Here is a 23,863-nt window from a genome sequence, read left to right as displayed (position 1 = left end):
AAATTAATTGTAAATAATACATATCGGAAGAAAAGGGCTTAAACGAAATAATTGCATTTCAGTTATAATTGAGGATCAAACCCGCTTTGCTTATATTTACTTATGATAGAGTTTCTATTATTATATAGCTCACGTTTCTCTCTATAAATCTTGAATCTACTTATAGATTCAGTAAACTGTATTTTAAAAATGGCCTTAATTACATCTTCCAATCCCATGAATATTTCATTCTTCAAATCTTTAGAATTATAACTTTCAGATATATCTAACGCACAAACCTTGAATTTTTTAATGGCTAGATGACGCTTAAAGTTTTTATCATTGTGCTTTCCTTCTCTATCTTCTGTGTCATGATAGGCAAAAGTGGAAGGCACCAAGCCCACCTTTAGATTAAAATATTTAAGCCTTTGTAAATAATTATTATCCTCTCCATAATGCGGAAAATTTAACGAATCGAATAAACCTACTATTTCGATTGTTTTAATAGGTATCAACCAAGCTGCTGCATTTATAAAATCAACTTCATAAACTTTTTTTATAGGGTGTTTTAAAACTAAATCTGAATAAAACTTTCTCCCTTCATCTGAAGGGTTACTTATAAAAGTACTGAAGAGAAATTCTAACATTTCGCCACTTGCGTTCAAATGTATAGGACTCAATACTCCGTAATTTGAGTTTTCTTTAGCCCGCAACACCAAATTTTCAATAGTATCACTTCGAACCCAAGCATCGTGATTGAGCAAAAAAATAAAATCAGAGCAAGAAGTTTGAGCAAGTTTCAGTCCTATGTTATTCGCTGCTGCAAACCCCAAATTTTCATCATTGCTGATAAGAGTTATTTGTGGATAATTACTTTTTATAAAATCAATTGTTTCATCATCAGATGCGTTATCCACTATTACGACGGTAACTTCTACCGTACTCGACAGTAAACTATCTATACACTTTTGAATCCATTTAATTGAATTATAAGTTACAACTACGGCAGTAATCTTCATTAACGGTCAACCATTAATTTAAACTCATCAAAAGAAATCAAATTTAAAACCTCTTTACGACTCAAACAAAATGTAGAGTATTCGTAAAATTCGTCATCTATTGAGGTCGGCTCTCCAATATTTTTACCCTTTGAAATAAGACCAACCCCCCAATCTATATCAATACAACAGCTAGATAAATTATTCATTTTTCTATACTTCACAAATGCCTTCCATGTAGATCCATTCCAATACTTGTTCGCAGGCGTCCACTCATATAAATATTGATCCCTCGCATGCCATTCAGTTGGAGGATTGCAATCATGCAATACAATAAACCCATCATCCTTTACGTATCTTAACGCATTAGATATATCGCGATCAACATATGAAGCTAGGTGCATACCATCTATAAATACTACATCAAATTTTATAGATTTCGATAATAGAGCTCCTTGATCCAACTGCTCAAAGAAATCATCACTAGTTAATTTAAAATCAACAGGATTTTGGGTATATTCTAAACCAGGATCTACACTATATTTAACATTCGCCTTAATTAAATTAAAATTATCCTGAGGGTTCCTAACACCAATTTCAAGATAGAATGTTTCTCGGTTTAATGATGCTAATAAATGATTTATAACATCATATCGCTTTTTGTCACTTGTTGCCTGATAAATTGAACCTTTCTGAGCATCCAAATAATGCTTATTTTTAAACACAACTTCTTCGTAATACTCACCAAGCTTATATCTTCTATATAGTTTTTTAAAATATTTCATATTTTAGGAACTGACATCAAATACTCAACTCTTTCCTCAATTTTGGTCATGCCCCACTCCCACCAACAATCTTGCAGAAGCCGATTAGTTATTTCATCAGAAAATCTGCTTTTAATTTTTTTCGCCGGATTTCCTCCCCAAATCTCATAGTGACCTACATCTTTAGTTATTACACTGCCAGCTGCCAAAACAGCTCCATTACCTACATTCACACCCGACATAATAGTAACACCTCTACCGATCCAAACATCATTTTGAATAACAACGTCTCCATTAGTACTCGGATGCCCTTCTATATGACAGAACTTTTCATGGAAATGTGGAATTTTATTAAATGGATAAGTCGTAATCCAATCATACCTATGATTTCCCCCTAAAAAAATTGTCACATCATCGGAGATCGAGCAAAACTTTCCAATATGTAAACTGGCGTCACTATCCGCAAATAGAACTGATGGTTTTCCATAAGTAAATTCTCCAATATGAAAATTGTCATGAGTGAGAATTTCTCTTGTAAAAAATAGACTCTTCACTTCACTATTTTTACTGAACAGGTGTCTCAGACGTGCACTGATGTTGCTAAATAATTTCATCAAACTTTATAATACCAACATTAAAATCTTCCAAATGTGATAATTTCTTTGAGTTCTCTTGAACTTCAAATTGACAGCATTCTTCAACTTTGTCATATACCTCTTGACCTGGTTTATACAATATTAGATTTAAATAATACTGCCCTTTATTAAAAATTTCACTTGACAATTTTACTATGAACTCTTTCTCATCCGAACTAATAACTTTATCAAGTGCACCAACTGCGACATTGTCATAATTAAAAACCCTTAGTAATAAGTGCAAACTATCATCCAGAACCTTTTTATTAACTGTCACTTTAACTATAAGCAACTTTTGTCCTGAATGATCTGTAAAATCTAAATGAACTCGTTTGATATAATTTACATCTTCCGAAAATGAACTGTCCGCAATAAATTCATGGGAATTATGTTGATTGCCCATAGACGTGTATTTATTTAACACATTCCCTATCTTGCTAGACATCTCTACCTTGCTATTATGGAGTAATATCCCTTTAGTGCAAAGTTGCCTGATAGAAGAAAGGTTATGGCTCACAAACAAAACCGTCCTCCCCTCATTCTTACTCACCTCATCCATTTTACCGAGGCATTTCTTTTGGAATTCGGCATCGCCTACTGCTAATACCTCGTCTACAATTAAGATCTCCGGCTCTAAATGAGCTGCTACGCTAAATGCAAGACGGACTTTCATACCTGAGCTATAGTGTTTCACAGGGGTGTCAATGAATTTCTCAACACCACTAAAGGCCACTATCTCATCGAACTTGGCTTTAATCTCAGCTCGCTTCATGCCCAGGATAGTACCATTTAGGTAAATATTTTCCCTACCACTAAGCTCCATATGGAAGCCTGTACCTACTTCAAGTAGTGAAGACACACGGCCATTAATTTCAAACCTACCTGTAGTTGGTTCTGTAATCCTGCTAAGGATTTTTAAAAGGGTACTTTTACCGGCTCCATTTCGGCCAATAATGCCTACTGCCTCGCCCTTTTTAATTTCAAAGTCAATATCCTTCAGTGCCCAAAAATCTTCTTTCGTGCTACTGGTCTTGCCTAGTAATTTTGACAATTTAGCACCGAAAGCATTTCTGAGATCGCCTTCTTTTTTATGGCCAATCTCATATTTTTTACCTAGCCCTTCGACTTTTATTGCTACATCTCCCATCTTTAGACTACATCTGCCATTATACGCTCCACCTTTTTAAAGTAAAAAAGCGACGATATAAACAAAATAATTATTATTGAAAAAGAAATCAAGCTATATGCTGATGGAGGTTGCTGCCCTAGTAAAGTCCACCGAAATCCTTCAATCACCCCTACCATCGGGTTAGCATAGTATAATATATTAGCCCAATCAGGAAGGTTATTCATCACCAATGAAGAAGGGTACCCAACAGGAGTGGCGTATAGGCCAAACTGAACCAGAAACGGCACTACATGCTTAAAATCTCGATAACGAATGGTTAGTGCACTCATCCATATGCCTACCGCTAGGGCAGATATCATGGCCATGATTAAAAACAAAGGAAAATAAATGATATTAATTGAAGGAGTGAAACCGTAAATAATCATCAGTATCAACACCAAAAACAAACCAATCGAAAAATCCACTAGTCCAACAACTGCTTTAGATAAAGGAATTACTAACCGTGGAAAATAAATTTTCTTAACCATTTCTTGCGCAGAAATGATAGAATCTCCTGCTTGTGCTAATACAAAAGCAAAATAACTCCAAGCAGCCATTCCCGATATTGCAAAAAGAGGATACGGCACGTCTCCGGTATCTACCTTTATAGCTCTACCAAAAACCATTATAAATATTAATAAAGTGGCCAATGGTTGAATAAACACCCAAACTAAGCCTAACGCAGTCTGAGCATACCTTACTCTCAGGTCTCGGTAGGCTAGAATTAAAAATAAGTCTTTATATTGAAATAATTCCTTAAGATTTAGGCGTAAACCTTTTTTATTTGCATCAACTACTAACTTATGCATTCTAAGTCTATACTTTTTATCACTCCTTATCCTCCCGGAGAAGCTCCGAGTCAACGCTTTCGATTTGAACAGTATCTAAAGCTATTAAAAAACAAAGGCTTTAGCATTGATTTTCAGCCATTTTTAACCGAAGGAGGATGGTTCACTCTATACAAAGATGGTAAATTCATCCTCAAACTTTATCATCTCACTAAAGGTTTTGTAACCCGTTTCTTAACTTTATTTAAAATTTATAAATACGATTTCATTTTTATTCACCGAGAAGCATCGCCTGCCGGACCTCCTGTTTTTGAGTGGTTTATATCTAAAATATTAAATAAAAAGATAATTTACGATTTTGACGATGCTATTTGGCTGGAAGATCCTGATGAAGTAGGTTCTATCAAAAGTAAAATAAAATGGAAAGGTAAAGTGAAGCGTATTTGTCAATGGAGTTGGAAAGTTAGTGCCGGGAATCAATTTCTGGCAGGTTTTGCGGCAATTTATTGCAAAAACGTGGTTGTCATACCCACTACTATTGATACTATACATCAGCACACACCATCTTCCAAGGACTCTTCTACTTCTAAAAAATTAGTCATCGGCTGGACAGGCACACACAGCACACTACAATATCTCAAACCTCTTGTTCCTGTAATTCAGCAGCTAGAAAAAGAATATGATTTTGAGTTTTTAGTGATTTCTAACAAAAAGCCAAATTTTAAATTAAAATCATTAAGATTCACTCCTTGGAATAAACAGAGTGAAATTGCTGACTTGCAAAAAATAGACATAGGGATTATGCCACTCACTGATGATCTTTGGTCGCAAGGAAAGTGTGGTTTCAAAGCCCTTCAATATATGGCTCTTGAAATTCCTGCGCTGGCTTCTCCTGTAGGTGTAAATAATCAAATTATTGACAATGCAATAAATGGCTATCTGTGTAAGACAGATATCGATTGGCTAAAGTATTTAAGAGAATTACTACACGATTCAGTAAAAAGGCAAAGAATGGGAGAACAAGCCAGGGTTAAAATCGAAAGGAACTATTCGGTCTCTGCCGTTTCTTCTGAATTCTTATCTTTATTTAAAGTGGAGTAATAGTAAATAATAATTAAACCCACCAAATAGAACGGCATCAGAGGAATTTTATAACGGGAAAGCGTCCCGAAATTATAGGATGAGATACCTACTGCAAAGGCAAATACTACCGAAAATGTAATACAAAATAATACATCTGGTTGAAATAAGTATTGGAAAAAATTCCTTACTCCAAATTTCCACATCATCCATAGTGTTAAAAATAAAAAGCCCATGGCTTCGACAGAAGAAAGCAACATTAAAGGATTTCTAACTTCCCAAAGGTAGGGCCTGAATAAAGACACATTCACAGCCGAAGGAAATAGCTTTATCATACTACCAAAAGAACCATCAAGCTCTCCCAACGTATATCCGGAATTCTCTCCTTGTCTCGCTCCCCAGCCATAGCGAATATCATAGGCTGTTACCTGAGCGGTAGTGGCAACGTTCTCAAGAGCATATTTAGAATTTTGCTCTCCAACCATTTCTATAGCAAAGTACCCTACAACTATTCCTACAGCCAGCAAGAAGGGAGCGAACAGAAGCTTCAATGCCAAGGACTGGATTTGCTCAATTTTACTGACAAAGTACCATAGAATAAGTGCCGGCAGGAAACAAAGCAATATGTAGATTTTAATTTGTAAAATCAAAAATGAACATAGCCCCAGCACAATCATATTCATTATATTCCAATTTCGTCTTAAAAAGAGTTGATCAAAGCTATAGGTTATCCAGCCCAATGCTCCTAATGTAACAGTATCCTTAAGTATACCAGAACCCCAGAAAAAAACAGAAGGAACAAACAATATTGCTAAAGCCAGCCAATTACTCATTTCTGAGTATTTTCTGTTAAAAGTCATATACATAGCCCACATCCCTGAAAAGCTGAGCACTGCAAAAATTACAGCCGTAGCAGAATAGGTAGAAAAAGTTATCAGATCTATAAGCGCTACAATTTTTATTAGAAAGTAAGAATGTTCATCTCTAAAATACCAGATATGCGAAGCATAAGTATAAATCCCTTCGTAATTACCATCTGCGGTAAGCATTTTAAAACCAGAAGCAAAGGAATCATTAAATGCTTTCCAAATCCACCTGCTACCATGGGTGTGGTAAGCAAAAGTGTCTCCTCCTCCATAATAAAATTGATACACCATTCCTACAGCTATGGCCCCCACTATTTTCACTGTTAGGCCAGGGATAAAATACTTTACGGTGGTTTCATTACTCACGTATGGCCTTATTATATAAGCTAAAATGTAGACCACAAATAGAACAATGGGCGTAACGATGAAGTCTTTTAATTCCATAGAGCAAACCTAAAAGTCACGAAGTTTTTCACGAGCCTTTCTATGGACATCGTCTTTACGCTTAGCTTGCTTTTTCACCAGCTTATAGTACCGCTTCGACTCTAGGTCATTACCTTCTTTTTTGTAGATATCTCCTAATGCCAGTAATGAATAATGATAATAGCCCGTATCAGTAGCCTCAATTTCTTCTGAAAAGTTTTTAGCTCTTATATAATAATATTTAGCCTTTTCGCTATTATGCTCAGACTCGTATATCTGTCCGAGAAAAAAAGCTGCATATCGGCCACTAGTACCTTCATAACCAATCATGTCTTCATCTATACGTTCAATGATTTTTTCTGACACTGGTTTAGCCTCACTAAATCGACCAGATGAGTAAAGTAACCTGGCATAATAACGGTGAAAATATGGATTGTCTGGATAAGTAGTATGTAGGTATTCTCCTATTTGTAGTGCTTTAGGTTTATTGTTTTCGTAACTATTAAGTATTCGCATTAGAAATACCATTGCTTCAATCCTGGTGTAAAATGCGTTATAAGAAACCTCAGTTAATTGCTTTATTCCTAGTTTTTTATCTCCCTTTGGAAAAAAAACAATAATTGGCTTAAGTAGTGGATAGTTCTCGGGCACCCAAACGGAAAAGTAATTATACAGTGCCTTTCCGAAAAGTAACTCCGGACTTAAATCAGCATCATCTTCGATCTCATTCATATAGTTAAGTGCATTTTTCCCAACCACCGCGGATTTAGCCCACTTCTTGCGCTCTTCAGTAGAATACAGCCTGCCTTCAAATCCATAGGCTGCAGCCAGAAAAAAGGATGCTTCCACCTTATGCTTAGGCTTATCATACATCTTTTCAGATATGGTTATAACACTGTCCATATAAGCCAAGAAAGTATCATCATGACTAGTGTTATCCATATCAGGCATTATTTTCCACCACTCACTAAGACCTAATAAAAAGTAGGGCAAAGGATGCCCTGGATGCTTTTGTTTTAGCCAACGAAATTGTTGCTCAGCCTTGGCAAACTTGAAATTATAAAGATCGTTCATGGCCTGATTAATCTCTATCTGAAGCTGCATATCAGAGAGCAATATCACCTGCTTATCTTGCTCTTCATCACTTTGAGCGTAAGAAAAAGATAGTGCTGAACAAAGGAATAATATTAAAAACCGCCTCATAATTAGTAGCATAAAGATATATCTTTATTTTTTCTTTGCCTTATGATATTTACAATCCTTGCCTTAAACGGCTAAAAGGTATCCAGTGACTCTGAACGGCAGAAGAAAAAATGTATTTTCAGTTAATTTGCACCAATGAACAAAAACTACACCACAAATAGCTCCTTTTTTGATATCAATAAATGGGCAGGTTTTGCGCTGATATGTGCAGCCACTCTAGTGCTATTGATAGCTAAAAAAGTACTAATCGAAAACAATACCGCTGCCTTTGAAGTATTGGAGTCTCGTGGACAAATTGGAGTTTTTCAACTTCTTAACACCCTTCAATACCTTTCCGTTCCTATTATTTATCTCATTAAATTCACCTCTATTGCATTTATATTATGGGTGGGATCCTTTATGTTTGGCTACAAAATCACGTTTGGTCAAGTATGGCAGATTGTGGCTATTTCAGAGCTCATTTTTCTGGCACCAGAAATACTTAAAATAGTCTGGTTCCTTATCATAAATCCAGATCCTAATCTATTTGAAATCAAATCTTTCTACCCCATTTCATTGATTAATTTATTTGATCCATATAATCTTCCCAAGAGATGGTTTTACCCTTTGAAAGCTTTAAATATTTTTGAAATCATATATTGGTTTATTTTGGCAAGTGGCATTCATCACATGGCCGGAAAGAGAAAAAAAATAGCCTATAGCATTGTCTTCTCGTCTTACTGTTTGTTCTTCTTACTTTGGCTAGGTTTTTACCTCATAGTTTATAAGTGATAATTGCCATTGATAAAATTGTTTTCCTATATAATTTCTTATTGGCATACTAATTAGCCCTTAATATGGTTAATTGTGCATAGTTCCTTATTTTCGCTTTCTAATTAATAATTTAACATCCTAATGGAATTTAAAAGAGTCAACAATATTGCTGGTTGGATCGTGTTCGCCATAGCTACCATTGTATATCTATTAACCTTAGAGCGCACGGGCAGCTACTGGGATTGCGGTGAATTCATTGCAGTATCTTACAAATTGATGGTTCCACACCCTCCTGGAGCACCGTTTTTCCTGCTCATTGGCAGAATTTTCTCCTTTCTGGCCCTAGGTGATGGCACCCAGGTAGCCTACTGGATTAATGTTTCCAGCGCGCTTAGCAGTGGTTTTTCTATACTTTTCCTTTTCTGGACTATATCTATGTTCTCCAGAAAAATGCTTAAAATAAAATTAAACGAGAAGTTATCTTCTGAGCAAACTTGGTTGATTATTGGTGCCAGTGCTGTAGGCTCTCTTGCCTATACTTTTTCTGACTCTTTCTGGTTCTCAGCTGTTGAAGCTGAAGTTTATGCCATGTCTTCTTTCTTTACTGCATTTGTAGTATGGGCCATTTTAAAGTGGGATCTTATTGAAGACGAAAGCAGAGCTAACAGATGGCTTATTCTTATTGCCTACATGATGGGACTTTCCATAGGAGTTCACTTACTTAACCTGGTAACTATTCCTGCCTTAGGACTCATCTATTATTTCAAAAAGCATACCCCTACCCAATGGGGTCTGATTGCGACCATGGCTATTAGTGGTGGACTAATTATTTTAATTAATAACCTCATCATACCAGGCTTACCAAGTCTGGCGGGTACTTTTGAGATATTTTTTGTAAACACGATGGGACTACCTTTTGGGTCTGGAGCTATTTTCGTAGGAGCACTATTAATTGGTGGTCTTATTATCGGAATAAGGTATTCCTTAACTCATCAAAAAGCAATATTAAACACAGCCTTATTAGGCCTTACTTTCATACTTATAGGCTATTCTTCTTACGCCATAGTTGTAATTCGTTCTAACTATAACACTCCTATTGACGAAAACAACCCTGAAGACGTAATGTCTTTCGTAAAATACCTAAAGCGTGAGCAGTATGGAAGTCGCCCGCTTTTATACGGTCAGTACTTTACTGCTCAGGTTACAGGCACCAAAGAAGGGGCTCCTCAATATGTAAAAGGTGATGATAAATATGAAATAGCAGATAGAAAGTTTTCTTACGAGTATGATCCTTCTCAAATGACATTTCTACCACGTATGTATAGTAATGATCCAAGGCATATACAGAGATATCGCGAAGTTGCAAACCTAGCAGAAGGTGAAGTACCTACTTTTGTAGATAACATAGAGTTTATGCTAAAACACCAGCTGGGCTGGATGTACATGCGCTACTTCATGTGGAACTTTGCTGGTAGAGAAAGTGACATTCAAGATGCTGACTGGCTCGGACCAACTGACTGGTTTAAGGATGTACCTCAAGAATTAGCCACTAATAAAGCTAGAAACAACTTCTTTATGATTCCTCTCATTTTAGGAATAATTGGACTAGTATTCCAACTTTCTAAAGACAAAAAGAATTTTGCAGTAGTAACTATGCTGTTTTTCTTAACAGGTATAGCTTTGATTTTATATCTAAATTCACCACCTATAGAACCTAGAGAGAGAGATTACATATACGCAGGTTCTTTCTATGCCTTTGCTATATGGATAGGCTTCTCAGTTTTGGCAATAGCTGAATTATTGAAGAAATACACTGGTGGCAAGCTAGCTGCTATGATCGCTACTATTTTATGCCTTACCGGGCCAGCCATTATGGCTCAGCAAGGTTGGGATGATCATGATAGAGATGATCGTTATTTTTCTGTAGATTCTGCTAAAAACTTCCTAGCCTCTACCGCTCCAAATGCTATTCTATATACCGGAGGTGATAATGATACCTTCCCATTGTGGTATGCTCAAGAAGTAGAAGGTTTTAGAACCGATGTAAGAGTAGTAGTATTAAGCTACTATAATACTGATTGGTACATTGGCCAAACCATGAGACAGGTATATGAATCTGAACCATTCCCTTATACTTTAACTTTTGAAAACTATAAGCAAAATGGTCTTAATGACTACTTGCCTTATGATGACATGGGGTTAAAAGTTATTGACTTAAAGCAATTCCTAAAACTTCTGAAAGACAATGATAAACGCCTAAGAACTAAGTACAGATCTGCCAATGTTGTTCCTAGCCGCACGTTCTCTCTTAATATTGACAGAGATAAAGTTAGAAAACTAGGAATAGTACCAGAAGGTATGGATAGCCTTTTAGTAGACAAAATGGTGTTTAGCCTGAAAAGAGGCAAAAATGCATTAGAGAAAAAGGACTTGGCAATACTAGATGTTATAGCTTCTGCAGACTGGGAGCGTCCGATTTACCTTAACAACACCTCTATTCAACAGTTTAACATTGACATTAGCCAGTATGCCATTCAGGAAGGTAATGCCTACCGTATTTTACCGGTAAAAAACCCTAACCCTGATGTGGATTTTGTAGACACTAAAACCATGTACGATAATCTGATGAACAACTTCTATTATCGTGAATTGGATAATCCTGATGTTTATTACAATCAAGATTACAGAAACTTTGTGCTCAATCACCGCACTAGCTTTAACACTCTGGCTGCTGCTCTTATTAATGAAGGCAAAACCGAAAAAGCAAGAAAAGCGCTATTATTTAGCCTGAAAACAATGCCAGATGAAGCGATTCCTTATGACTATACGGCCACTCGCACTATAGCTCTATTATTTGAAGTGGGAGAAAAAGATAAGGCTGTAGAAATAGCTGAAACTATTGGTGACAGAGCCGTAGAAATGGTTGAATACCTAATTGCTGAAAACTCAGAACTAGGAATGGAGCTTCAAAGAAATCTACTGGTGTTAGCCGAACTACAAAGAACCCTTAACCGCACAGGTCAAGGTGAGCTGGCTCAGAAATATGAAGAGGCTTATAATAAAGCTCTTGGCAACCTTCAGCTCGATAGACGAAGGATGTAAAATAATAAAGCATAAAAAAAGCGGGTTGAAGCCCGCTTTTTTTATGTCCAATATTTTAATTTTTATTTCTCCATGATGCAGAATAAATCAAGTGCTCCGTCTGCCTGATCTGTAAGCAAATAGTCAGTATGGTGTATTTGATTAACCAAACTATCATTACTGGTTTTTAGTTTATTCCTGTTCATTCTGTTCAGTAAATCATAAGGAATTCTCAATAAAGGAGCAGGTAATCTATATTGAAGATTTAAAATATCAAATCTGGTAATCTTCTCCACACTCTTCTTATTCATTTCATAGTACTCCATCACCTTATCATTTCCGGCTACACCTTTCATCTCCACTTTAGGAAACACTGTTTTAGCTAGATTTTCAAGCTCTGTAGCTTTGTACTCACGAATATGCCAAGGGTTTCTGGTAAGTGTTTTTTTAATATTTGGAGTGGTAATAAGTGCCTTTCCTCCAGGCTTCAATACCCTATGAATCTCTTGTAGGTACAACTTATCATTTTTAATGTGCTCTATCACCTGAAAGCTAATAATCACATCAAAAGAATTATCAGCAATCCCTGCAAAAGGAGGTATATTTCCTTGTATCAGTTTCACATCCGGGTATTTCTTTTGGAGCTGATCGATTACTTCCTGAATCTTATCTATGGCTGTATAGCTTTTACACTTATCTTTAAGCAGGGCTATACCTCTACCCTCTCCACATCCTATTTCAAATAAATCACCATGAACATATTCTTCAGCCAAATAATAGGCCTTTAATAGTCTTTGATGAATAGGATTATCAGAAGCAATTTTATCAGAAGCTATCTCGGTAGTATAAACACTCATTATATTTATTATTTACAACAAAGTAAACGAATTAAAACAAATACCTTTTAATGGTTTTTTATTTTAAACTGCAAAACATGTAACTTCCACCCACCAACTAACATCTAAACGGCACATTAACTATCATTATGCGTTTATTTTCAATTTTACTTTTCACAATTTTTACTTGGTTTCAGAGCTATGCTCAGAGTTCGTTATCAAAAGTGAATTTTGCTTTTAAGTATAATCCTGATAACGAAATTGAAACCTCTCAAAAAGCCTATATCAAGCAAGATTATATAGAGTATAATCTGCTATTAAAGGTAAATAAACAGTACTCATCCATTAAAGATTATGACATTAGCTTTTTCAGCACATCATCCACTCATGATGCTTTAACTCCTATTCCCAATCTGCATATAGATACCTTAAACATAAATACCGTCAAAAACAGCTACAACTATCAACTCACCTTTCCAAAGGAAATTGAAGGCGATATTATTGTAGCGCAGATTTTGAGCAAGTCTTCAGGTTTTACATACTTCTCTTACGTAAGACCAACGGATGATGTGCCCTTCAAATATTTCATGCCTGGCCAAACTTTTAAAGATTGGCTTCCTACAGGACTGTATTCTATAAATTATCCTGATAATCTTTTCGCATTTTATTACGACAATAATTTTCCTCCGGCACTTCCACCTATGCCATCGAGTTCCTCTGAGCCTCCAAAAGCAATGGAAATAGACTCTATTATTAGTATTAACTCTAACCAGCTATTACTAGGACAGAAAGGGCTGTATCTCATTCAGCAAGATACCACCTCTGCCATAGCAGTAAGCTTTAGAGTGGAAGACAAATATTACCCTAAAATGGTGAGAATAGAAGATTTAGTCATACCTCTTAGATACATCACCACTAAAGAAGAGTATGAAGACTTACTTCAGGTAAATGGTGATAAGAAAAAGTTTGATCAATTTTGGCTAGACCTGACCAACTCGCCTGAAAGGGCTAAGCTAATCATTAAAAAATATTATCAAAGAACCCAACAGGCTAACTACTTCTTCACTAGCTATAAAGAGGGCTGGAAAACAGATATGGGCATGATCTATATGATCTATGGTATGCCCGATGAAGTAAAGCTAACCAACGATGGAGAAGATTGGTTATACAAGGCTACTCCACAGCTACCTAGCCAGACTTTTAAATTTATTAATGCACAAAACATATTCAGTGATAAAAATTTTGCACTAATTAGAGAGCGAAAACATGCGGCAAATTGGTATAGAGCTATAGATTTGTGGCGAAAAGGGAGACTTTAATTTATATGGCTGACAATAAAGAATACATATTTGGAACCAGAGCAGTTCTGGAAAGCATTAATTCTGGCAAAGAGATAGATAAATTGCTAGTACAAAAAGGTCTTTTTAATGACCTCACGAAAGAGCTAATGAAAGAAGCTAGGGCTCACAATATACCTATATCTCAAGTACCCCTGGAAAAGCTTAACCGCGTGACCAGAAAAAACCATCAGGGAGCCATTGCCTTTTTATCAGCTGTGAATTACGCCTCTCTGGACAATGTTATAAATGAAGTATATCAAAAAGGAAAGGAACCCTTTTTTATTATTCTCGACAGGGTTACTGATGTAAGAAATTTTGGAGCAATAGCCAGAACGGCCGAATGCTCTGGTGTAGACGCTATCATTGTGCCCAGCAAAGGCAGCGCGGCTATTAATAATGATGCCATGAAAACATCAGCTGGCGCACTGAACTATATTCCGGTCTGCAGGGAAGACAATCTTAAAACTACCATTAAATATTTACAGGAAAGTGGTATTCAAATAGTAGCTTGTACAGAAAAAACCGATAGCTACATTTATGATATTGACTTTAAACAGCCAGTGGCTATACTTTTAGGGTCTGAAGAAAACGGTATTTCACCTGAATACCTAAAAATGTGTAACTATAGAGGTAAAATACCTATGGCAGGAAATATAGCCTCTCTAAATGTATCCGTATCTGCGGCAATAGCCATTTATGAGGCCATAAGGCAAAAAGGGGCTGAGAGTTTATAAAAACTCAGCTCCTTTTTTATCTTTTACATCTGCAACAAAATCACGGAACTTTGCTTCCTGATCTTTTTTGCAGATTAATAGTACATTATCACATTCAGCTACCAGATATCCTTCTAAGCCTTGTGCTATAATCAACTTGTCCTTGGGCCCTTTTAAAATACTGTTATTAGTATCATATAAAAGTGCATTAGCCTGAACCACATTGTTTTCACCTTCCTTATCAGATAGCTCATGTAGAGAATTCCATGATCCTAAATCTGACCACCCAAACTCACCAAGTACCACAAAAACATTATCGGCCTTTTCCATTACACCATAATCGATAGATATATTTCCACACTGTGCATAGGTAGTCTGCAAAGCAGTATCTTCGTTATCGGTATAAAAGTCCTTCTCCATCTCCTCAAAGAGTTCTGCCATCTCCGGTAAACTCTGATTAAAAGCTTCCTTTATAGCGGCTACACTCCAGACAAAAATTCCTGAGTTCCAAACAAAATCACCGCTCTCCAAAAACTTCTCAGCCAAGGCTCTTTCAGGCTTCTCCGTGAAAGTTTTTACTTTTTTAACGTCATCTTCTGAGTGAATATATTGAATATAGCCAAAACCCGTTTCTGGTCGGTTGGGCTTTAAGCCAATGGTGATAAGCTTATCTTTATCAGCTGCTGCTCGCATTCCAATATTAATCACTGACCTGAATGAGTCCTCATTAAAAATAACATGATCAGCAGGTGCCACAGTAATTACTGCCTCAGGCTCCTTCTGTGCTATTTTATAACAAGCATAACCTATACAAGGGGCCGTATTTCTTCTTAAAGGTTCTTTCAATACCTGATCATCAGAAAGCTCAGGGAGTTGCTCTTTCACCTGATCCGCATATATTCCGTTGGTAACAATAAAAATTCTTTCCTTAGAAATTAATGGTAAAAAACGATCGTAAGTCATCTGCAAAAGAGACCTTCCCGTACCCAAAATATCTAAGAATTGTTTAGGGCGGTTATTACGGCTGTAGGGCCAAAAGCGGCTTCCTATCCCTCCGGCCATTATCACCAAATATTTGTTTTCCATCTGCGGTTATTATGTTAGTTTTTATTATTCGAATTAAATAATTCCTTCTCTTAGCAAATCATGAAGATGTACAAATCCCTCTACCTTACCTTTTGAAAGGACAATTATCTGACTAATACTATTTTGCTGCATAATGTTTAGAGCTTTCACAGCAAAATCTCCTTTTTCCATAGTCTTAGCCCCGGTGGACATAATTTCAGAAGCCTTATTTTTTTCTATATTAAGACCTTTCTCAATGGCTCTACGTAAATCTCCATCCGTAATTATACCCTGCAATTCTTTATTATCATTTACTACTGCAGCAGCCCCGAGCCTCTTTGAAGAAATTTCAATAATTACATCTTTTACTAAGGTATCTTCTTTTACTAAAGGAAGCTCATTATTTTCATAAATATCATCCACTTTTAAGTAAAGTTGCTTACCCAGAGATCCTCCAGGATGATATTTAGCAAAATCTTCACTTGAAAACTCTCGTAGCTCCAGCAAACATATGGCAAGAGCATCTCCCATAGCCATGTGAGCGGTAGTACTAGTAGTGGGGGCTAGATTATTAGGGCAAGCCTCTTCATCGATAGTAGCATTGAGAACATGATCTGCCTGCTGCGCCAGATAAGAGTTTACATTACTCACTAGCGCCACCAGCTTAGCACCAGTCCGCTTTATTAACGGCACGAGTACTTTTATCTCAGGAGTGTTACCACTTTTTGATAAGCAAAGCACCAAATCATCCTTCTGAATCATGCCCAAATCACCATGAATTGCGTCCGCAGCGTGCATAAATAATGCAGGTGTACCAGTTGAGTTAAAAGTTGCAACAATTTTATTAGCTACAATAGCACTCTTCCCGACACCTGTAACTACCACCCTACCGTTTAAATCAAATATTGTCCGTACACACTCTTCAAAATCGTTATCAACAAAATCAACCAGTTTTCGGACAGCCTCGGCCTCATTTAGAAGTACCTTTTCGGCAATTTTTTTAATATTTTTTAGTACCTTCAATTTACTTTTGCATTATTGGTGATTATAAACACACCAAAGATAAAAAAATCATGAATAAATGCCCACGTGGGTTTCTACGGTACTTTGAACCGAATATAGAGTATATCTACTGAACAATATTTTAAAACATTGATGATTTATTAAATTTTATCAAAGATTATGACGCTGGTTGAAGAGAAGGAAAATTTAAAGAGTAAGCTAAAAGAGGTTTTTGGCTATAGTCAATTTAGGGGGAACCAGGAGGCCATTATAGAAAATATTTTACAAGGAAAAAATACTTTCGTAATAATGCCTACGGGAGCAGGGAAGTCTTTATGCTATCAACTACCTGCCTTAATTACTGATGGCTTGGCCATTGTAATTTCGCCACTTATTGCTCTAATGAAAAATCAGGTGGATCAGCTAAATGCATTTGGCATTAACGCACAGTTCTTAAATTCCACCCTTTCTAAAGGTGAGATCAACAGGGTAAAGAGAGATTGTCTTGATGGCTCGATTAAATTATTATATGTAGCCCCTGAATCTTTAACCAAAGAGGAAAACATTGCTTTTTTACAAAAGGCCAATGTTTCTTTTGTAGCAGTAGACGAAGCTCACTGTATCTCAGAATGGGGACATGACTTTAGACCTGAATACAGGAGAATAAAAGAAATAATAGGCTTACTAGGAAACTTACCCATTATAGCCCTTACAGCTACCGCTACCCCAAAAGTGCAACTAGACATCCAGAAAAACCTGCAAATGGAAAATGCGGATGTCTTTAAATCATCTTTTAATAGAACCAACCTTTTCTATACAGTAAAACCTAAAAAGCACGCCAAAAAACAGCTAGTGCAATTTTTACAGGTTCATAAAGGGAAAAGTGGTATCATATACTGCCTAAGCAGAAAAAAAGTCGCTGAAATAGCCGAGCTACTCAATGTAAATGGATTCCGCGCAGCTCCTTACCATGCGGGACTAGACCCGGCCGTAAGAGAAAAAAATCAGGATGACTTCCTTAATGAGAATTTAGATATAGTAGTAGCAACTATTGCCTTTGGCATGGGTATAGATAAACCAGATGTAAGATTTGTGGTGCATTATGATGTTCCTAAATCTCTGGAAGGCTACTATCAAGAGACAGGACGTGCCGGGCGAGATGGCTTAGAGGGTGAATGCCTAATGTTCTACTCTCATAATGACATTAACAAACTGGAGAAGTTTAACAAGGACAAGCCAGTGCAAGAACGTGACAACGCCAGAATACTCTTGCAAGAGATGTCTTACTATGCAGAATCTCCTGTATGTAGAAGAAGACAGCTACTTCACTACTTTGGCGAAGAATTTGAAACGGAAAACTGTGGTGGTTGTGATAATTGCGTTCATCCTAAAGAAAGATATGAAGCCAAAGATTTCGCTAAAATTGCAATAGAAGCAGCCTTGGTCACTGAAGAAAGGTTTGGATTAAACCATTTGGTAGACGTGATACGAGGTGTGGCCAATCAGTATGTAAACTCATACAATCATGATAAGCTGGAAGTTTACGGAAAAGGTAGCGAAGAGACCAAAGACTTCTGGAAGTCAGTAGTGAGACAATCTCTTATCTATGAACTACTTCAAAAAGATATAGACAATATTGGCGTTCTAAAAGTGAGTGATAAAGGAAGGCAATTCCTTCAAACACCACATTCTATTCTTTTCGCAAAAGATCATGAATATGTAGACGCTGGAGATGAGGAAGAAGAAAGCGAAAGAGTAACTAACACCTCTAAGGCCTATGATGAAAACCTATTCAATATATTAAAAAGCCTTAGAAAAACCATTGCTCAGCAAAAAGAGCTACCTCCTTATGTTATCTTCCAAGACCCTTCTTTAGAAGAAATGGCCACTATTTACCCTACTAATGAGGCTGAGCTGGCTCAAATCAACGGAGTAGGAATGGGCAAGGTGCAGAAGTTCGGCAAAGACTTCCTTAAAACCATCACCAAGTATGTAGAAGATAATGACATAGTTACGGCCAGCGAAGTAGTGGTAAAATCATCGGTGAACAAGTCTAAGATGAAGATTTTTATCATTCAGCAGATAGACCGAAAAATAGATTTGGAAGAAATAGCGGAGACCAAAGGCATTTCTTTTGATGAATTGCTAGATGAAATCGAACACATCTGCTACTCTGGCACTAAACTCAATCTGGACTATTATATAGATGATATACTGGATGAAGAAAGACAAGATGACCTTTATGATTACTTCCTCAATGCTGAAACAGATAGTATTGCCGTAGCATTGGAAGACGAAGATAATGAAGAATATTCTGAAGAAGAATTGAGATTAATGAGAATTAAGTTTCTCTCAGAATATGCTAATTAACCCTATAAAACCCTAAGAAAAGGCCGCATCTCATGTGGCCTTTTTTGTTTTTCAGCAGATTTAGATTTTAAAGGTTACCTTAGCCCTGAATAATTTCATAATTTTGCTTCAGTTTAAACCTGTAAATATGAACGTACTAATTCTTGGTAGCGGAGGGCGTGAATACACCCTGGCATGGAAAATTTCTCAAAGTGTAAACTGCGACACTGTATTTGTTGCCCCTGGAAACGCAGGCACTCAGCAGTTTGCCGATAATGTAGATATAGATGTAAACGATTTTGATGCTATTGGCAAATTTGTTTTAGCTAATAACATAGAACTAGTAATCGTAGGTCCTGAAGATCCTTTGGTCAAAGGCATAAGAAACTACTTCCAAGCTAGCGAAGCCCTTAAAAGCATTGGCTTTATTGGCCCAGATGCCGCAGGTGCTCAACTAGAAGGCAGTAAGGATTTTTCCAAAACTTTTATGGAAAACAATAACATTCCTACAGCTACATCTAAAACCTTCACTATTGAAACATTGGAAGAAGGCCTGGCTTATCTGGAAGGTTGTGATTTCCCAATAGTACTCAAAGCCGATGGCTTGGCCGCAGGAAAAGGAGTATTAATATCTCAAAGTCTGCAAGAAGCCCAAGATTCATTAAAATCTATGTTGCTAGACAAGCAGTTTGGTGTAGCAAGTGAAAAAGTACTTATCGAGCAATTTTTAGATGGAATAGAGCTTTCTGTATTTGTACTTACTGATGGAGAAAATTACGTTCTACTACCAGAAGCAAAAGACTACAAGCGTATCGGTGAAAAAGATACAGGTTTAAACACCGGCGGTATGGGAGCAGTTTCTCCTGTTAATTTTGTAGACGACAGCTTCTTAGAAAAAGTAAAAGCAAAAGTAATAGCACCTACTCTAAGTGGACTAAAAAAAGAATCTATAGATTATAAAGGTTTTATATTTATAGGCCTCATGAATGTAAACGGCGAGCCTTATGTAATAGAATACAACGTGCGTATGGGTGACCCTGAAACACAAGTAGTATTCCCTCGCATAAAAAGTGACGTGCTTGACCTGTTTACCGCAGCTGCCGAAGGCAATCTCAACAAGTATAAGCTGGATATTGACTCTAACTATGCCACTACCGTGGTTTTAGTAGCTGGCGGATACCCAGGAAATTATGAAAAAGGACTTGAAATAGAAGGGCTTGCCAACGTACCTGATGCATTAGTTATACATGCGGGCACTAAACAAGACGGTTACAAAGTTCTAACTAATGGAGGTAGAGTAATGGCAGTAACTGGTCAGGGAAAAACCTTAGAAGATGCTTTAGAAGAATCATATTCGACCATTAAGCATATCAGCTGGAAAGATATGTATTATAGAAGAGACATCGGAAAAGATATTTTAGCCCTACGAATAGATTAGTATGCTATATTCTTTATCTTTAATGTGCATAAAAGAATATAAAAAGTAAGCTATGGCGGGATGTAGTTCTTGTGGAACCAGCGGAACAGCAGCAGGATGTAACAATAACGGAGGCTGCCAAACCGGAGGTTGCAATAAAATGAATGTATTTGACTGGCTATCCAACATGGATTTGCCAGTAGTAGATAAATTTGATATAGTAGAAATAAGGTTTAAAGGCGGAAGGAAAGAATTTTTTCAAAATGCTGAGAACCTTACTCTTCATACTGGTGATGCCGTGGTGGTAGATGTACCCAATGGCCACCACCTGGGATACGTATCTCTGCAAGGTGAGCTTGTTCGCCTGCAGATGCAAAAAAAGAAAGTAACTGAGGATGAGATAAGAAAAATATACAGGCTAGCTCATGAAAAGGACCTAGAAAAATATGAAGAGGTACAAAAGAGAGAGATGCCTACACTCTACCGTACCAGACAGATAATACAAGATCTGAAACTGGAAATGAAACTCTCTGACATCGAGTATCAAGCAGACAACAGCAAAGCCACCTTTTATTACTCAGCTGATGACAGGGTAGATTTTAGAGAGCTCATAAAAATATTAGCAGGTGAGTTCAAAATAAGGGTAGAGATGCGCCAAATCAGCCTGAGACAAGAAGCCGGAAGGCTTGGAGGTATAGGCTCATGCGGAAGAGAACTATGCTGCTCAACCTGGCTTAGCGATTTCAAAAGTGTTTCTACTAGTGCGGCCAGATACCAAAACCTGTCACTCAACCCCAGTAAGCTTTCCGGCCAATGCGGGCGCCTAAAATGCTGCCTTAATTATGAGCTTGACACTTACATGGAAGCCCTAAAAGATATCCCTGAATTAGAAAAACCTCTTTTAACTGAGAAGGGAGTAGCTAAGCTGCAAAAAACAGATATTTTCAGAAAAATCATGTGGTTTGGCTATGACGATGAAAACACTTGGCACCCTATTGATGTTGACAGAGTTAATCAGATCATAGCGCTCAATAGCAAAGGCAAAAAACCAGCCTCCTTGCTAGAAGATGACGTTCCTGGTCAGGGAGAATTAAACAGCCTCAACAGCGACTTGGAAAAAATGGACAAAAAGTTCAACCAAAAAGCTGGCAACAAGAGAAAGAAAAGAAACAAAAACAAAAGAAGGAAAGGCCGCAAGCCTAGCAACAACACTAATAAATGACGCGAATTGCATTTATCATTTTAATTGCTTTTTTAGGAGCATTAGCAGCCTGTGACGAGAACAGGATTTACGAGAAAAATAAAAATTTTGAGAATAAGGAATGGTTAGCTGATTCAACTCAGACATTTGACTTTAATATTAAAGACTCTACACTGACCTATAATATTTATTACAACATAAGGAATACGATTTCTTATCCTTTTCAAAATATTTATGTGAAATATTCTCTTAAAGATAGTACAGATAAAGAATTAGATTCTCAACTGATCAATAATGATCTGTTTGACCCAAAAACAGGAAAACCTTACGGTGACGGGCTAGGTGATGTTTTCGACCATCAGTTTCCTATACTTAAAAATTATAGCTTTGATAACTCCGGTAAATATACAATCACATTACAGCAGTTTATGAGAAGAGATACATTGCCTGACATTATTGCTGCCGGAATCAGATTAGAAAAAGTAACTAAGGATAACAAAACAGAACAATGAGAATAATTATTGCCGGTGCCGGTGATGTAGGCTTTCACTTAGCCAAACTCCTTGCTTATGAAGAACAAGACATTATTCTCATAGACATGGACGGAGATAGGTTAAGGCAAGCCGCCAGCAACCTTGACGTAAGCACCATTAAAGGCAGTAGTACCTCATATTCTGTTCTCGAAGAGGCCGATGTAGCTAACGCTGATCTGCTTATAGCCGTAACCTCTTCTGAAGAAACCAATATCACCACTACTATTATTGGTAAGCACCTGGGAGCTAAAAAAACCATAGCCAGAATCCAGAATGTAGAATACCTCCTCAATAAAGAAAAACTAAATCTGGCTGATTTAGGAATAGATGAGATCATTTCTCCAGAATCTCTGGCAGCAAAAGAAATCAAGAGGCTATTAAAAGAAATCGCCCTTACTGATACTTTTGATTTTGATGAAGGCCGCTTGTCATTAGTTGGAGTCACTGTAGATGAAAACAGCAAGCTCAAAGACAAAACGCTAATAGAAGCCGCTCATCTTAACCCTAATCAAAACTTCGTTACAGTAGCTATTCTCAGAGATAGCCAAACTATTATCCCACATGGAGATAATAAGTTCATAGAAGGAGATCATGCTTATTTCATAGCTCAACCCAATGGTATAGATACAGTTTTAGAGCTATCTGGAAAACGAAAGCAAGAGATCAAAAATATAATGATACTTGGTGGCAGTAAAGTAGGTTTTCATGCTGCCAAAAGGCTCAGCCGTAAGTTTAATGTAAAACTTATTGAGCGTGATAGAGAAAAATGTCATGAACTAGCAGATCAACTCAAAGATGTGATGGTAATCTGCGGTGATGGCCGAGATGTAGACTTGCTACAAGAAGAGGCCATTGAAGAAATGGATGCCTTCATAGCTGTGACAGGAAACTCAGAAACCAATATCATTTCCTGCCTTGTGGCAAAAAATAATAATGTAAAAAAAACCATTTCACTGGTTGAAAACATTGATTATATACATCTATCTCAAAACATAGGAGTAGACACTATGATCAATAAAAAACTCATAGCAGCCAACTTCATTTTCAGATACATTAGAAAAGGAGATGTTATATCTCTTACCAGCATTCATGGTGTAGATGCTGAAATACTAGAGTTTATAGTAAAGGCAGGATCAAAAATCACTACGCGTGAGATTAAAGAACTAGATTTCCCTAAAGGAGCCATAATAGGAGGGGTTGTAAGAAATGGAGTAGGATACACTACCATGGGCGACTTTCAATTTAGACCTAAAGACCGCGCCGTAGTATTATGCAGGCCAGAGTGCATTCATGACGTAGAGGAATTTTTCAAATAAATAAAGACCTCACAAGTTTACATGCCCTTACTAGGCCTCCAATTCAATCGCACCCTTTCAGACATACTAGCTCTAATCAATTCTATAGCTATATTCCGGACAAACTTATTTATCAAAAAATCAGCAGCTCCTTCCATAGTCAGTAAAATTGTTAGAATTTCAGTCCTTATAAAAAAAGCCTCACAGAAGTGTGAAAAAATGACTCCCGCTATCATTATATGGATTATGATCCTACCCATTTTATGAGTACCATAAACAGCTGGCGAGCAAATATTAGCTCCACTATTGGCGATACGATCCATGTTAATAATTTTGCAAGCCTAAATAATTCGAGCAAATATTTGTTATCAATT

20 protein-coding genes are annotated in these 23,863 nt (G+C 36.9%); 10 read left to right on the top strand and 10 right to left on the bottom strand.

Going from position 1 to position 23,863, the window contains the following annotated elements:
* Positions 1-62: 62 nt before the first annotated feature.
* From JL102_RS02460 to JL102_RS02440, 5 genes are read right to left on the bottom strand one after another with little or no spacing between them, the layout of a single operon-like run.
* Positions 63-998, bottom strand: a complete 936-nt coding sequence (locus tag JL102_RS02460) for a glycosyltransferase family 2 protein (protein WP_202242087.1) — start codon at positions 996-998, stop codon at positions 63-65.
* On the bottom strand, positions 998-1,762 hold the full coding sequence (locus JL102_RS02455; RefSeq protein ID WP_202242086.1) for a class I SAM-dependent methyltransferase: 765 nt from the start codon (positions 1,760-1,762) through the stop codon (positions 998-1,000). The genes JL102_RS02460 and JL102_RS02455 overlap by 1 nt, the downstream gene beginning before the upstream one ends.
* A complete protein-coding gene (locus JL102_RS23740) occupies positions 1,759-2,295 on the bottom strand; it encodes a CatB-related O-acetyltransferase (RefSeq protein ID WP_202242085.1) in 537 nt (178 codons plus the stop codon). The genes JL102_RS02455 and JL102_RS23740 overlap by 4 nt, the downstream gene beginning before the upstream one ends.
* A 46-nt stretch (positions 2,296-2,341) precedes the next feature.
* On the bottom strand, positions 2,342-3,523 hold the full coding sequence (locus tag JL102_RS02445; protein WP_202242084.1) for an ABC transporter ATP-binding protein: 1,182 nt from the start codon (positions 3,521-3,523) through the stop codon (positions 2,342-2,344).
* A gap of 2 nt (positions 3,524-3,525) precedes the next feature.
* Entirely contained in the window at positions 3,526-4,353 is an 828-nt protein-coding gene (locus JL102_RS02440) for an ABC transporter permease (RefSeq protein ID WP_202242083.1), read from the bottom strand.
* On the opposite strand from JL102_RS02440, the gene JL102_RS02435 reads away from it, so the two are divergent.
* Positions 4,348-5,433, top strand: coding sequence for a glycosyltransferase (locus tag JL102_RS02435; RefSeq protein ID WP_202242082.1), 1,086 nt, complete (start codon positions 4,348-4,350; stop codon positions 5,431-5,433). The genes JL102_RS02440 and JL102_RS02435 overlap by 6 nt on opposite strands.
* Here the strand turns inward: JL102_RS02435 and JL102_RS02430 are convergent.
* Together JL102_RS02430 and JL102_RS02425 are read right to left on the bottom strand one after the other, a co-directional pair.
* Positions 5,379-6,722: a hypothetical protein gene (locus JL102_RS02430; RefSeq protein WP_202242081.1), complete on the bottom strand. Its 1,344-nt coding sequence runs from the start codon at positions 6,720-6,722 to the stop codon at positions 5,379-5,381. The genes JL102_RS02435 and JL102_RS02430 overlap by 55 nt on opposite strands.
* 9 nt (positions 6,723-6,731) lie before the next feature.
* Positions 6,732-7,904, bottom strand: a complete 1,173-nt coding sequence (locus JL102_RS02425; protein ID WP_202242080.1) for a tetratricopeptide repeat protein — start codon at positions 7,902-7,904, stop codon at positions 6,732-6,734.
* A gap of 135 nt (positions 7,905-8,039) precedes the next feature.
* Between JL102_RS02425 and JL102_RS02420 the strand changes: the two genes are divergently transcribed.
* Both JL102_RS02420 and JL102_RS02415 read left to right on the top strand, forming a co-directional pair.
* Positions 8,040-8,675, top strand: coding sequence for a sulfate ABC transporter permease (locus JL102_RS02420; protein ID WP_202242079.1), 636 nt, complete (start codon positions 8,040-8,042; stop codon positions 8,673-8,675).
* 123 nt (positions 8,676-8,798) lie between these two features.
* The gene (locus JL102_RS02415) at positions 8,799-11,759 is read left to right on the top strand and encodes a glycosyltransferase family 117 protein (RefSeq protein ID WP_202242078.1); all 2,961 of its coding nucleotides are present in this window, start codon (positions 8,799-8,801) and stop codon (positions 11,757-11,759) included.
* A gap of 62 nt (positions 11,760-11,821) precedes the next feature.
* Here JL102_RS02415 and JL102_RS02410 read toward each other — a convergent pair whose 3' ends face one another.
* On the bottom strand, positions 11,822-12,595 hold the full coding sequence (locus tag JL102_RS02410; RefSeq protein ID WP_202242077.1) for a class I SAM-dependent methyltransferase: 774 nt from the start codon (positions 12,593-12,595) through the stop codon (positions 11,822-11,824).
* Between the two features lie 128 nt (positions 12,596-12,723).
* Between JL102_RS02410 and JL102_RS02405 the strand changes: the two genes are divergently transcribed.
* Together JL102_RS02405 and rlmB are read left to right on the top strand one after the other, a co-directional pair.
* On the top strand, positions 12,724-13,893 hold the full coding sequence (locus JL102_RS02405; RefSeq protein ID WP_202242076.1) for a GWxTD domain-containing protein: 1,170 nt from the start codon (positions 12,724-12,726) through the stop codon (positions 13,891-13,893).
* Between the two features lie 5 nt (positions 13,894-13,898).
* The gene (gene rlmB, locus JL102_RS02400) at positions 13,899-14,648 is read left to right on the top strand and encodes a 23S rRNA (guanosine(2251)-2'-O)-methyltransferase RlmB (RefSeq protein WP_202242075.1); all 750 of its coding nucleotides are present in this window, start codon (positions 13,899-13,901) and stop codon (positions 14,646-14,648) included.
* Here the strand turns inward: rlmB and JL102_RS02395 are convergent.
* Together JL102_RS02395 and JL102_RS02390 are read right to left on the bottom strand one after the other, a co-directional pair.
* Positions 14,643-15,713, bottom strand: a complete 1,071-nt coding sequence (locus JL102_RS02395; protein WP_202242074.1) for a mannose-1-phosphate guanylyltransferase — start codon at positions 15,711-15,713, stop codon at positions 14,643-14,645. The two genes, rlmB and JL102_RS02395, sit on opposite strands and share 6 nt — an antisense overlap.
* A gap of 33 nt (positions 15,714-15,746) precedes the next feature.
* Positions 15,747-16,715: a KpsF/GutQ family sugar-phosphate isomerase gene (locus JL102_RS02390; RefSeq protein ID WP_202242073.1), complete on the bottom strand. Its 969-nt coding sequence runs from the start codon at positions 16,713-16,715 to the stop codon at positions 15,747-15,749.
* Between the two features lie 159 nt (positions 16,716-16,874).
* Here JL102_RS02390 and recQ point away from each other — a divergent pair, with 159 nt between their 5' ends.
* The 5 genes from recQ to trkA all read left to right on the top strand — a co-directional run bounded on the left by recQ (position 16,875) and on the right by trkA (position 23,510).
* Positions 16,875-19,064 carry a DNA helicase RecQ gene (gene recQ / locus JL102_RS02385; protein WP_202242072.1) on the top strand — a complete coding sequence of 730 codons (2,190 nt, stop codon included), beginning with the start codon at positions 16,875-16,877 and terminating at the stop codon, positions 19,062-19,064.
* 127 nt (positions 19,065-19,191) lie between these two features.
* Complete coding sequence (gene purD, locus JL102_RS02380; RefSeq protein WP_202242071.1) at positions 19,192-20,481, top strand: phosphoribosylamine--glycine ligase; 1,290 nt, start codon at positions 19,192-19,194, stop codon at positions 20,479-20,481.
* Between the two features lie 52 nt (positions 20,482-20,533).
* The gene (locus tag JL102_RS02375; RefSeq protein WP_202242070.1) at positions 20,534-21,682 is read left to right on the top strand and encodes a PSP1 domain-containing protein; all 1,149 of its coding nucleotides are present in this window, start codon (positions 20,534-20,536) and stop codon (positions 21,680-21,682) included.
* On the top strand, positions 21,679-22,173 hold the full coding sequence (locus JL102_RS02370; RefSeq protein WP_202242069.1) for a gliding motility lipoprotein GldH: 495 nt from the start codon (positions 21,679-21,681) through the stop codon (positions 22,171-22,173). The genes JL102_RS02375 and JL102_RS02370 overlap by 4 nt, the downstream gene beginning before the upstream one ends.
* The gene (gene trkA / locus JL102_RS02365; RefSeq protein ID WP_202242068.1) at positions 22,170-23,510 is read left to right on the top strand and encodes a Trk system potassium transporter TrkA; all 1,341 of its coding nucleotides are present in this window, start codon (positions 22,170-22,172) and stop codon (positions 23,508-23,510) included. The genes JL102_RS02370 and trkA overlap by 4 nt, the downstream gene beginning before the upstream one ends.
* Positions 23,511-23,863: the final 353 nt, after the last annotated feature.

This window comes from Fulvivirga sediminis, from assembly GCF_016757215.1.
GTDB classification, from domain to species: Bacteria; Bacteroidota; Bacteroidia; order Cytophagales; family Cyclobacteriaceae; genus Fulvivirga; species Fulvivirga sediminis.
The sequence above is the reverse complement of the archived record's forward strand: the minus strand, read 5'-3'. Positions and strand labels throughout refer to the sequence as shown.